This window comes from Mycolicibacterium canariasense, assembly GCF_002101555.1.
Taxonomy (GTDB): domain Bacteria; phylum Actinomycetota; class Actinomycetes; order Mycobacteriales; family Mycobacteriaceae; genus Mycobacterium; species Mycobacterium canariasense.
In genome coordinates, this window is record NZ_LQOL01000058.1 from 203,782 (window position 1) to 215,559 (window position 11,778).

Consider the following 11,778-nt stretch of genomic DNA (forward strand, 5'->3'; position numbering starts at 1 on the left):
CAACGTGTTTAAAGGCAGTAGGAATGGGTGGCGTAGTCCAATCCACGCTGGTACAGCTCGTCGAGCTTTCGACTCTCAACGACAGCGGCTTTCGCGGCCGCCAGGGTGGGTGCACAGCCGGGTCCCTGCAGCAGCGTCCACTGGGCTGCGAATTGATCCACGATGGCGCGATTGAGCCGATCAATCTCGCTGCGCGAGGCCGATAGGTCTGGCGCCGACCTCGGGGCTGCGGCGCGATCGGTCTTCCAGATGCTGAAGAGGCCGTATTCGACGGCGACCGTCGCGTCAATCTGGTCACGGAAGGCTCCGGCGACGAAAGCCGTATCCACGGCACGATCTTTCGCCGCCGCGGTTACCGCATCGAGCACTTGCTGTTCCCGGGCTGAGTCCTCGATGGAGCCGCCAGTCGTCCATTTCGACGCCGCCACATCTGCCGCCGTCTGCAATCGCTGAGCCGCGGCATCGACCAAGGCGGCGAAGGGGCCCGTCATGTCGGCTCGCGCGGAGGACGTCACGAACCCCTGCCCGAGCAGTACAGCCGCGGCAAAACCGGCGCCCATCAGACCACGCACGGTGTTGTTGAAAGTTTCCACACCATCTCCTATCAATTGTCCGGCTATCCGTCCGGTCATTTTTGTGGCTCAGATATTCCCCTCCGCTTGCGATTCGAGGTTCTCTCACGTCAAGGCGCTCCGGCGCATCAGCCGACGCCCAGCTGGCGCCAGCGGGACGATGCCATCGATACCAACGATTCTCTCGAAACGTTTCCGACGATAACATAGTCTCGAAGTCTGCTTGCGCATACTCCCACAAGCACTCAGGATGCCTAACTGTTGGCCATCTCTGACTAGGGCCCGCCGCCAAGTCGAACGCAACTCACCGTCGGTTCGTCTCAATCATTGGTGGACCTAGACCGTGACCTCCGGGACTCGGCCGCGTCTGAATCCGGTGGCGCAATCACCGTTACCGGATCGGTGTTACCGTGCTTTACATGGCGATCGATACGGGAACATCTGCGTCGGACCGATTGCTGGAGGCCGCGGCCGAACTCCTGGCCTCAGGAGGTGTAGAGGCGGTGTCCACACGGGCAGTCGCGGCGGCCGCAGGCACGCAGCCACCAATTCTCTACCGTCGCTTTGGGGATAAGGACGGCTTGCTCGAAGCCGTCACCCTCCACATACTGCAGGGCTATATCGCGCGGAAGCGTAAGTTGCTGAGACAGTCCGATGACCCGGTAGCCGATCTGCGTCGCTTGTGGGACTTGTTCGTCGCGTTCGGGTTCTCGCAGCCCGAGTGCTTCGCATTGATCTATGGTCATCCGCGACGGGGTGGCCCTGTTTCAGCGGCAGCGGAGACAACGGTGTCGATGCTGCACACCGCAATCGCCCGGATTGCCGACGAAGGGAAGCTGCGCATGAGTGTCGAGCGCGCAACGGACCTTTTCCGATCCTGCGGTGTGGGATTCGTCATCACCCAATTGACCGTCGCCCCACGAATGCGCGACCCCGAGTTGAGCGACATAGCACGGGAGAACGCGCTTGCGAGCATCATGGTGACCTCGGGAGCGGGAAAAGCCCGTAGCACATTGGCCGGACGGGCAACGGCGCTCCGGCAAGCCATCGGCAATGACGAAGTACCGCTGACCGCCGCTGAACGAGATCTGTTGTTCGAATGGCTGGATCGCATCGCCAACAGGCGGGCCCGGTAACGACGGGCGAGCCGGCGACCTCGCGGCTGGCGCTACCAGCTGGCCGATGGCAGAGTCTCCGCGCGGCTGTTGATTACCCGGTAAGCCTTGCACCAGCACTTTTCAGCGCCATCCGTAATTCGCCGACTATCCGGCACTGACGAGCCGACGCGCATAGTCTTCGGCCGCGACATAAGGCGTGAGAGCCCCGTGGCGGCTGCCGATCGCCAAGTCGCGCCACATCCGCTGCAGCGGGTTGGAGACGGCGAAACCGCTCGACCCGTGTAAATCGAGCAGCAGTTCAACGGCCTGTCGGCACTGCCGCAGGGCAGAAATTACTTCCACCAGCATCTGCGCTTCTTTGACGGTGGTCTGCTCGGCTCCGCCCGAGCGCAGGGCGGCGTCTGCCCTAGCAGCGACGTGCAGTACACGTCGGTGCGCATCCTCCACCAGCATGGACGCCCGTGCGAAGGTCTCTCGTGCAGCGGGAATCTCGGCAAGGTTCGTGTAAGTCGATCGCGGCGGACGCCGGGTGGCCATGATCGCTCCGACGAGGTCCAGGGCGCCCTGTGCGACACCGAACAAGGGGGCGCTTCCCAACGCGTTCAGGCGCGTGAGCAGGCCTGTCGGCACCGAGTTTGACAGGTCGAGTTGCACTACATGCGATGCCGGGACGAACACGTCCTCGGCCACCAGGGTGTGGCTACCCGTTCCGCGCAGACCCGCGACATCCCATGTCCGATCGATCCGAAGGCTGGAGGTGCGGACCAACGCCATTTCGTTGCCGCCCGCCGACCGGTTGCGGACGCGATCGCCGTCGACCACCGGGGCGGCGAGCAAGGCCCACTGGGCATCTTCGCATCCCGAGGCGTAGTTCCACCGGCCCGACACCCGCAAACCACCCGGGACCTCAGTGGATCGCCCCGTGGGCAGCATGGAACCGCATATCCGGACATCGGGTTCGGCGAAGAATTCATCGCGGGCCTCCTGGCCCATGAAGGGCGCGAAACCGTATTTCACACCTGCTGAAATCGCCGCCACCCAGGCGGTCGAGCCACATCCGCGGCCGAGTTCGATCAGCACCTGGACTGCGGTCGCGGTGTCGGCATCGATGCCACCGAAACGGCGGGGCGTGGTCAATGCGAACGCTCCGGCCTCGGCAGCTGCGGCCACGCTCTCCGGCGCCATACGCAAGGCACGTTCGGTCTGTTCAGCGTACGCCGCCAGCGTAGGCACTGCGGCGCGCGCCCGCGCCACCACAGCTTCCATCGCCGCCGCATTGGATTGGTCAATCTGTGTCATGCATCCTCCGATTCCCGTCTACTGCACTGCCGGTCGACAGGCGCAGGCATCCCTCGTCCTGCAACCGACAGCCGCCCCGTCGAAGTCCCACACCAGAGTTCACGCTCCGGGGACTCCGTCGGATGCCATCCAACTGGTTCACTTCCGATAACGTCGATTGCCGGTGATCGGTTCGCCGGCCGAAGCGGTAGCTGCTCCGCTGCCGAGTCGCACGCAGGGCGACCGGATCTAGATCGCGATCGGCGTCGGTGACACCTTCGCGGCGATCGACGACCTGATGGGTTTCATCGTGGCCGAGCACATTCCGGCTGGCGACGATCGGCGATCGCCGGGCTCGCGCTCGCCCCCGGCTTCCTCCGTCAATACGTGACCCCGCCGCACGAGAGCCTGTGCAGAACGCTTCAAGACAGCTGCACGTTGGGATCATTGGACGTGTCAGTCAGAACTGCTCACCCCGTAATCGCATGTAAATAAACGACTCGAGAGGATCTTCCTTGACCGCCAACGCACCGACATACCGAGATGACGACGCCCGACCTACGCCAGGGGCGCTAAGGGACCTCATGCGGCTCCTCCCCGGTCGAGTACATCTGCCGGGTGCGCAGCCTTACGTCGGCGCCGTCGCCGTATGGAATGGCGCTGTGACAGCGCGCCCAGCCGTTGTGGTCCAGCCCCGTTCGGCCGAGGAGGTGCAACTAGTCGTACACGTCGTCCGCGATCACGGCCTGACCGTCACCGTCAAAGGGGGCGGGCACGACTGGGCCGGCCGGGCACTCAACGACGGCGGCCTGGTGATCGATCTGTCAGCCATGTGCGAAGTCCACATCGACCCAACGAAGCGCGAGGCCGTTGTCGACGGTGGGGCGACCGCGAACGACGTGGTTCGTGCCGCGGAACTGCACGGACTGACCGCCGCGACGGGATCCGTCGGAGACGTCGGCATGGTCGGATTCACCTTGGGCGGGGGATACGGTCCGATCAACGGCGTGGCCGGGATGGGTGTTGACAACCTCATTGAAGCCGATCTCGTCCTCGCCGATGGGCGCCTCGTCACCACCAACTCAGCGATCGAACCGGACCTGTTCTGGGCTCTGCGCGGCGGCGGCGGCAACTTCGGCGTGGTGACCCGTATCCGGATCCGCCTGCACGCCTGGGCCGAAGTGACCACCGGGGTCATTACGTTTCCTTGGCAACAAGCGGCTGACGTCCTGCAAGGATACGAAGCTCTGTCGCGGTCGATGCCCGACCATCTCACCGTGCAGAGCGGTGTCATCTCCGGAGCCGATGGCCAGCCAACAGTCTTTCTGGCGCCCACCTGGGTTGGCACCACCCGCGACGCCGAGCAGTGGATCAGCGAGTTGCGCCGACTCGGCAGCCCGTTGCTGCAGCAAGTAGGCCCACTGGCCCCCAGCGCCCAGTTACACCTACTCGACAGTCTCGTCCCACCGGCACTCCGGTACGAGATGCGCACTGTCAACATCGCCTCTCTGTCGACGAACGTCATCGACGCGGTGGTGAGGGCGGGATCGACACGCACCAGTCAGTCGAGCGCAATCTCACTCCACCACTTCCACGGTGCCTCGACCCGCGTCGGTCCGACAGATACGGCGTTCGGCATCCGCGTGCCGCACCGCATGGTCGAGATCATAGGCGCCTGGGAGACGGGCGACGGTGCCGAGCACAGACGTTGGGCCCAAGCGTGCTTGGACGATTTGCAACCTCATTCCCTCCCGGGTGGCTACCCCAACCTCCTGGGCCCCCTTCAACGCGCGCAGGCCGATGCTGCCTACGGGCCGAACGCCGAACGCCTGGTCGCCTTGAAACGTCAGTGGGACGGCGAGAACATGTTCGCTGCAACCCTGTTGCCCGCAGTCCCCCCTCGCTGACAGTCAGCACCAGCGTGAGCGACTGTCCTTGCTAGACGGCACGCAATCAGGGTCGTCGGGGAGGCGCCGCACCTTCTCGATGCACGTTTTTCGGGCGCGACTCAGTGGCAGATTGATGGTCCGAACTCATGAGTCGCTCTTATGTTCTTTTGGATTGTCGGGGAATAAAGATCAAGTGGGAGAGCCGTATGGGCAGGCCCTACTAGCTTGGCATCGAAACCGTTGCGCAGCCGGCCCTATGGTCGCCATGAGGTGGAGGATGGCGCTGTCACAGTGCGGCGCAGCACATGTCGACCGACTTGTTCGCGTCGCGGTGCATCCGACCGGCCCAGCATCACCACGTGACTGATCACGAAGGAAGCAGTGTTTGACGTGACGGGACTTCCGCCCCTGGGCTGCACGGCTCAATCTGTCACCTCACCCTGGAGGAGGGTGGTTCTCACAGACCTGGCGTAGCGATCTGACTATCCCTGCAGAGGTGTTGCCGCCGATGTCCGCAAATCCACGGGGTACTGGGATACACGGTTTTCGCGCAATGGGGGGCGCCGAGTCGCCCAGTCCTCCCAGAATTCGGGTGTACGGCCAGCGCCGGGAATGGGCTTCTCCCTGGCTGCAACGACCACGAAAAACTACACCGGATCGAGACGTGTTACCGTCGATAGCGATAGATCAGGAACGACGGAAACGCAGAGTCGCGCCTTCCTACCCGTCTTCACCTGAGCAGCTCTCGAAGAACGGAGATGCTCGCTGATGGTCATCCACCGCCGGCACGAGCTTCATGTCGTCCACGCCTCGGGCACACACTTCTACGCGTGTCGATACCGACTGGCGGCCAGGCGCGCATATCGCAGGTACCCGTATGCCCGTCGCCGGTCGCGAGCGACTCGCTTCGTAGTTCCAGCAATCGAGGGACCAACAGTCTCAGTGTGATGGAGCAATCACTCCAGTCGCCCAGCCTTCGCAGTCGTGCCGGATAGTTCACCCTTCTCCCGAAATTCTGACGGCATCGGACATTAGCCGCATGGACACGTATACCACAGTGGCACAACCAATTACATTGACACATTGCGCCTGGTACTGGCTATGAACGCAAAAGTTGCGATGCGGGGACCGTGTGCAGATCTCGACCTGACATTCCCTATGGCAAGCCGGCGACCCGGCCCAGACACCCGCGATCAAGGAGATTGATCCTATGCGCGAAACGGGACAAGCTGATCAGCAACTAGCGGCTAGCGGCGACACCGCTCACCTATGCCCAGTCGAACTCTCCCACCCCCGCGGTGTTCCTCGTGTACCGCGGGCACCAAGGCACCGCCCCGGCGGAGCGCCGTCTCGCTATCGCGACCTGGATCTCGACGACGAGCGCTTTACACGCGAAACCGCTGATATCCGTGACTATCTCATCCGCTATGCGGCCCGGTTGACCCATCAACGTGCCGATGCCGAAGACCTGGTGCAAGAGACCCTCCTCAAAGCGTACTTGTCTTTCAATAGTTATCGCGAGGGGACTCATCTGAAGTCCTGGTTGGGCCGGATCATGTCCAACACGTGGATTGACAAGCACCGATCGACACAGAGGCGGCCCGCGGAGCAGCTGAGTGCCGACGTCAACGACAGCTGGCTGGCCATCGGGGGATCAACGGTCACAAACGGGAGTACCGAATCCGCGGAGGCCGTAGTGCTTCGCCTATCTCCAAGCGACGCAGAACGAGCACTACACGATCTGCCGGAGGACCTACGCGAAATTGTCTACTATGCCTGCATCGCCGGCTACCGCAACACCGAGATAGCCGATCTGCTCAAGATGCCGGTAGGGACCGTAGGATCGCGGTTGCACCGGGGTAAGGCTCTGCTTCGGCTCTCCCTTACCAACCCCGCTGCCAGTTAGCGTGCCGAGCCTGCAATCACGCCATCGTGACGATCAGAAGGTGGATGCAGGACGGGGTTGCGACGTCGACTAGCACTCACCCCGGAGCGACTTGCTCACTTTCGATTGGAGCTGAGATCATTTCACGATAGGTAGCCGCAGCGTGCATCACAACTCAGTACCGTGAACCCGGCGGCCGCGGAAATACGTTTGAAGAACTTCGGTTCGGTGAATGGCAGACGTGTCGACATCGAACAGGTTTTGGTCCAAGACGATGAAGTCTGCAGACCGGCCTGGCACCAGTGCTCCGATGGTGTCCGCCATCCCCATAGCTCGGGCGCCGCTGCTGGTGAACGCCATGATCCCCTCGCGCAGAGTGATCGCGCCTGCTGGGTTGGTCCGGCCACCGACCCGTGAATCGGGGCTTGCGCGGGTAACCAAGGTTTCCAACGCATTCCACGGGTTGGGCGTGGGGACGATGGGCCAATCGGATCCCGCGGCCAGTAGGGCGTTGTGATCGAGAAGCTCTCGGAGCGGCCAGGACCGATCGAATATAGACGGCGGGACCTGGTTCTTGATGCTCCCTTCGAACGGCGTGGGAAACCAGATGTAGGGTGACGCATCAGCGACGACGCCCAGGGCTGCAAAGCGGGAAACATCAGCGGGCGCGACGTACTCCACGTGCGCGATGTGGAAGATCGATTGTGTGCCGTGGCGTTGCCGCATGACCTCGAACGCGTCGAGGGCTTGGCGAACGGATCGATCCCCGGTGGCGTGCAGCTTTGCCCCTAGCCCCGCCTCCTGACACAGCTCAAGTTCGGCGATGAGTTCGCTGTCCGTCCAGAACAGGGGACCGGTGTCGGCGGGATCCTCGTGGGCACCGTGGCAGATATAGGGTTCCAGGAGAGCGGACGTCCGGGTTGTCGGAACCCCGTCGAGGAAAAGCTTGGCGAAGTCGGGTCGTACCTGTGCGCGCCGGTGCTGCACAGCGGCGGCGTACAACTGCGGCCCCACTGTGGCATCACTCATCCAGGGCCGCGCCGGCAGGGAGGCCACAATCCATGAAGTCAGCCCGTTTGCGTCATCGAGTTCGCTGAGGGCGCGCAGCGAAGGCTCTAGTGTGGCTGCGTCCTGAACCGCGGTGATTCCGAAGGAATTCATGTGCTCGATCGCATTGCGCATTGCCACCCGATCGCGGGCGGCAGGATCGCTGATCGACGCGGTGGCCGCTCGCTCGGCCACCGTGCATGCCGACTCATAGAGAACACCGGTCAGGCCTCCGTCCCTGTCTCGCACGATGGTGCCGTCGGGCGGATTGGGAGTATTTCGATCAACACCCATCAATTGCAAGGCCTTCGAGTTGACCCAACGATTGTGGTAGGAGTGGTCACGCAGCAGTACCGGCCGGCCTCCGGCGGCCGCATCAAGTGCTGGCAGGTATCCGCCCTCGGCGAGTCGATCCATTACCGAGCTGCCGACAACACCACCAATGATCCACTCGTCTGGGGGTGTGATCTTTGCGTGTGCTCGTACGGCAGTGAGGATGTCATCGAGAGTGTCTTCGGGCTGTAGCGGCAACTCCCAGGTGATTGCGGTGCCGCCCGTCAGCAGATGCGCGTGGATGTCGATCAGGCCGGGCATCACCATGCGGCCGCCGACGTCCACGACGTCAGTGCCACGCGTCGCGAGCGCAGCGACGTCGGCGGCAGCGCCCACCGCCGTGATCAGCCCACCCGACACCGCGACCGCTTCCGCCCGACTCGACGTCGAGTCACACGTATGGACGTCTGCGTTGGTGATGATCAGATCGGTCGATTCGCTCACGATGAGCCCTTCTACTCGATTGTGTATGGACTGCTGCCGGGCGCCGGGATGCTGAATGGGCACGCCGGTTCGCCGCACACACAGTCAACGCCTCTCTTACACAGAGCATTCCAACGTGGAACTCGACCATCAACCTGCTTCGGGCAGGCCCGGCGCTCGCGCACAGTCTGTTATCGTCGTTATCACTGTATGACTCTCACCGGAATCGCGGAATGGTTGGGCCCTGCGTGGTCAGGACCAGCCTCCCGTTCACCGCCGCCGCTGCTGCTGGTTGACCGCTACCGCTCGCTCGACGATGGCCGTAGCAGAGAGCGTCGACGGGTGGGCGAGCATGGCCATCACCGCGCTCGACGCTTCGGCCAGCGTGCGGTCGATCTGGGCGGCTTGCATCACTTGATCCAGGGCCCACCGACGACGTCTGACGTCGTCGGGCACCTCGATGCCGTTGATGGCGTCCAGCCGGGCCGCGTCTGCACCTGCAGACACGGCCCATGCCGCATCGACGACAACCGACTGCAGTTCGAAGAAGCCCGTCGCCATGCTGTTGAGTTGCGGAGAAGAGCACAGATATTCGGACAGTGCGCTGGCTTGCAACGCCGCCGACGACATGCCCTGGCCGTAGACCGGGTTGAAGGATGCCACCGCGTCACCGACGCTGACCAGACGGCTCGGGTATCGCGTGAGTTCGATGAACTCACGGCGGCGGCTGTCTGCAAGCCGGTACGTCTCGACGTCACGCGTCACCTTCCCAGCGACCGCGCGTCCGAAGATTGCGGGAAGCGACGCACACACCGACCGGAACGCGTCGATTGTCTTGGGGGGCCGGACGTCCCCATACTCCATGAGAAGCACCATCCATTGATGTCCTTCGACTGGGAACGCGAAAGCGTGCGGGCGTTCAGGCCTCAACAAGTCAGCGGGGTGTGCGTGAGCACCGAGGACCGGCTGCTGTTCGGCATCTCCAGACCGCTTGAACATGGCTGTCGCATAGTTGATCTCGGCTCCGATGCGCTCAAGGGGCGGACGCTGGTAGCCGGCCTGCTCGACCCAGGAGCCCACCTTGCTGGACCGTCCCATCGCGTCTACTACAAAGTCGACGTCGAGGGTCTTGCCGCCGCCACACTCATGGTATCGAACGGCACGGACAGCATTATCACGTATCTCCAGGCCGGTAGCGGCCGCCGATATCGAGTGCACGTTCGGCAGTGCGAGAACTCTGCTGCGGATCAATGACTCCAGGAACGGGCGCGTCCCACCCAGTATCGACGAACCGCGGCTGCGCACCTGCTCATTGCCGCCGACGTAGTAAGCGACCCGGTCCGGACCGATCAACACCCCGCCGCGCTCCTGTGCTTGGCGGGTGAAGCCCGGAAGCCACCGATCGAGAAAGGAGCGTCCAGCGGGTAGCAGCGCGTGCTGCTGTCGGTCGTGGGGGACGCCCGCGCGCGAACGTCCCTCCCCATCGACCTCGTCGCGCTCGATCACCATCACCGTGCGTGCGTGATCGGCGAGTACACGCGCTGACAAGAGTCCGGCGATGCTGCCACCTAGCACGCACGCCGTGTCGATAGTTGTGGGTGTCCTGGTGGGTGGGCCGGTGCGAACCAATCGGTCGAAGGTGTCGCGGGGGTTGTCGGTGGTCGTAGTCATGCGGTCTCCTCGTCGAAGGTCGGGGCCGGTCACGTCGTCGCCTTGCCGACGGCTGATCAGCGGGTCCGGTAGCCCCTGGTGGCGGTGGTTGGTCGACCGAAACCGCGTGTCCGTGATTTGAGGCCGTGATGGCAGGTCGACAGTCGAGCACGTGGCTCCCACCGTTCCTATGGAAGGAACGGCACCGCTGCAGAATTGATTCGCCGCGCCCTGTGACGGCGCCGTTTGCGCTGCCGGCGGACGCACGAATCGTGGATGAAACTTCGATGCGAAGAGTGGTAACCGGGGGATCGCGGGTATCGGCGCTGAGATCATCACCCGACTGGGCGGATTGGACATCGTGGTGAACAACGCCGCTGTTCTATACCGGGCGCCGCGCGACGATTACTCTCAGGAGCAGTACGACCGGATGATTTCGATCAACATCGGTGGGCCGTTCTGAACGGTTCACTACGCGCTCAAGCATCTGCGCAGCGGCGAGCGCATCATCAACATCGGTAGCATCAACGCCGACCGGGTCTCGGCTCCTGAGCTGGCTGTGTACGCGCTGATCAAGGGGGCGTTGTCAGCCTTTAGCCTTGGGATCGCCCGCGAGCTCGGGTCGCGTGGCGTCACATATGGCTGCGACGAGGAGATCTCGCGCGTGCCGATACAGAGTGGCGGGTGCAAGAAGGCGTCGACGGATACCGAGCACATCGAAGAGTCGCCCTCACTTTGCAGTCGGCGAGTTGCTCGTTGCCGAACACCAACCGCTTGACCAAAATAGAACACCACAGAAAGGAACACCTCGATGACCAAGATGATCGTTGTGTGTGCTGGCGATTCCAGTACTTGGTTCGACCGAAAGTACTACGCGACTGAACATTTTGCGTTGGCGATGGCATGCTGGGGCAAGTATGGACTCCAGGCCGCCGAGGCCTTCTATCCTGTTGGCGATGGCGACGGATGGGTGTCCATAGGTGTGTACCGGTTCGCCGAACCCGGCGACGTCGACCGGGCGCTCAACTCGGCGGAAACCGAGCGCGTGATGGCGGACGTGAAGAACTTCACCGACACCACGGTCGTGATGCGTCATGTCTTCGATCCGCGCTGAGGCATCCTTGGGCCGACCGTTGCACAGCGTTTCTTGGTGGATTGCGTTCGTGTGTATCGACACACCACGCGCACATCGACGATCGTCGTGACAGACGGGGGGACTGCCCCGGTTTGGTTGACTCCTGACCGGTGAGGATTCGTCCTTGCTGGAAGGATCAACCTCGTGTCGACACCGTTCCCTGCCGAGTTAGGCATCCGCCATCCGGCTAGGCCTGTGGCGCCTCGAAATTCTCTACGCGCGATCGAAAGTAGACCGTCTCTCGACAAAATGCTGTCTTCCGCCCACTTTTCAACGCTGCGCGACACGACCTCTCCCACTTCACCATCTGACAGTGTCGGGGGCGACGCCCTCCAAACGGCTCGACACCGCCGCCGCAAGGTTGATGGGGGCCTTCCGCGTCAGAGATCGGTAACCAGGACTCGGTTTTAATTCTCCGCATTTTTGCTGGTTCGATCACCGGACCGGA

9 protein-coding genes and 2 pseudogenes are annotated in these 11,778 nt (G+C 63.0%); 7 read left to right on the top strand and 4 right to left on the bottom strand.

From position 1 onward, the window contains the following. Positions 1-8 precede the first annotated feature (8 nt). Positions 9-593, bottom strand: coding sequence for a chorismate mutase (locus AWB94_RS20960; protein ID WP_234811819.1), 585 nt, complete (start codon positions 591-593; stop codon positions 9-11). Positions 594-991: 398 nt separating this feature from the next. On the opposite strand from AWB94_RS20960, the gene AWB94_RS20965 reads away from it, so the two are divergent. Next, positions 992-1,708: a TetR/AcrR family transcriptional regulator gene (locus tag AWB94_RS20965; RefSeq protein WP_062657239.1), complete on the top strand. Its 717-nt coding sequence runs from the start codon at positions 992-994 to the stop codon at positions 1,706-1,708. 126 nt (positions 1,709-1,834) lie between these two features. Here the strand turns inward: AWB94_RS20965 and AWB94_RS20970 are convergent, their stop codons facing one another. Further along, complete coding sequence (locus AWB94_RS20970; RefSeq protein ID WP_062657069.1) at positions 1,835-2,989, bottom strand: acyl-CoA dehydrogenase family protein; 1,155 nt, start codon at positions 2,987-2,989, stop codon at positions 1,835-1,837. A gap of 563 nt (positions 2,990-3,552) precedes the next feature. On the opposite strand from AWB94_RS20970, the gene AWB94_RS20975 reads away from it, so the two are divergent. The 3 genes and pseudogenes from AWB94_RS20975 to AWB94_RS20985 all read left to right on the top strand — a co-directional run bounded on the left by AWB94_RS20975 (position 3,553) and on the right by AWB94_RS20985 (position 6,763). Continuing rightward, positions 3,553-4,875, top strand: a complete 1,323-nt coding sequence (locus AWB94_RS20975; RefSeq protein WP_062657068.1) for an FAD-binding oxidoreductase — start codon at positions 3,553-3,555, stop codon at positions 4,873-4,875. Between the two features lie 403 nt (positions 4,876-5,278). Beyond that, positions 5,279-5,626: pseudogene (locus AWB94_RS36300) on the top strand (hypothetical protein); the annotation flags it as partial. Between the two features lie 441 nt (positions 5,627-6,067). Continuing rightward, the gene (locus AWB94_RS20985) at positions 6,068-6,763 is read left to right on the top strand and encodes an RNA polymerase sigma factor (RefSeq protein WP_084395176.1); all 696 of its coding nucleotides are present in this window, start codon (positions 6,068-6,070) and stop codon (positions 6,761-6,763) included. A gap of 147 nt (positions 6,764-6,910) precedes the next feature. Here AWB94_RS20985 and AWB94_RS20990 read toward each other — a convergent pair whose 3' ends face one another. Together AWB94_RS20990 and AWB94_RS20995 are read right to left on the bottom strand one after the other, a co-directional pair. Continuing rightward, on the bottom strand, positions 6,911-8,566 hold the full coding sequence (locus AWB94_RS20990) for an amidohydrolase (protein WP_109762273.1): 1,656 nt from the start codon (positions 8,564-8,566) through the stop codon (positions 6,911-6,913). Positions 8,567-8,815: 249 nt separating this feature from the next. Next, positions 8,816-10,249: an FAD-dependent oxidoreductase gene (locus tag AWB94_RS20995; RefSeq protein WP_201029548.1), complete on the bottom strand. Its 1,434-nt coding sequence runs from the start codon at positions 10,247-10,249 to the stop codon at positions 8,816-8,818. Positions 10,250-10,529: 280 nt separating this feature from the next. Here AWB94_RS20995 and AWB94_RS36305 point away from each other — a divergent pair, with 280 nt between their 5' ends. The 3 genes and pseudogenes from AWB94_RS36305 (at position 10,530) to AWB94_RS21010 (ending at position 11,309) form a co-directional block, all read left to right on the top strand. Next, positions 10,530-10,658 carry an SDR family NAD(P)-dependent oxidoreductase gene (locus tag AWB94_RS36305; protein WP_409371345.1) on the top strand — a complete coding sequence of 43 codons (129 nt, stop codon included), beginning with the start codon at positions 10,530-10,532 and terminating at the stop codon, positions 10,656-10,658. A gap of 15 nt (positions 10,659-10,673) precedes the next feature. After that, a pseudogene (locus AWB94_RS36310) lies at positions 10,674-10,973 on the top strand (hypothetical protein); the annotation flags it as partial. Between the two features lie 33 nt (positions 10,974-11,006). Continuing rightward, a complete protein-coding gene (locus AWB94_RS21010; RefSeq protein WP_062657065.1) occupies positions 11,007-11,309 on the top strand; it encodes an EthD family reductase in 303 nt (100 codons plus the stop codon). Positions 11,310-11,778: the final 469 nt, after the last annotated feature.

What these genes read in the sequence shown, in the direction of transcription:
- AWB94_RS20975 (WP_062657068.1), top strand. Translation starts at nt 3,553, where the DNA reads ATGCGGCTCCTCCCCGGTCGAGTACATCTGCCGGGTGCGCAGCCTTAC.
- AWB94_RS21010 (WP_062657065.1), top strand. Translation starts at nt 11,007, where the DNA reads ATGACCAAGATGATCGTTGTGTGTGCTGGCGATTCCAGTACTTGGTTC.
- AWB94_RS20965 (WP_062657239.1), top strand. Translation starts at nt 992, where the DNA reads ATGGCGATCGATACGGGAACATCTGCGTCGGACCGATTGCTGGAGGCC.
- AWB94_RS20985 (WP_084395176.1), top strand. Translation starts at nt 6,068, where the DNA reads ATGCGCGAAACGGGACAAGCTGATCAGCAACTAGCGGCTAGCGGCGAC.
- AWB94_RS20970 (WP_062657069.1), bottom strand. Translation starts at nt 2,989, where the DNA reads ATGACACAGATTGACCAATCCAATGCGGCGGCGATGGAAGCTGTGGTG.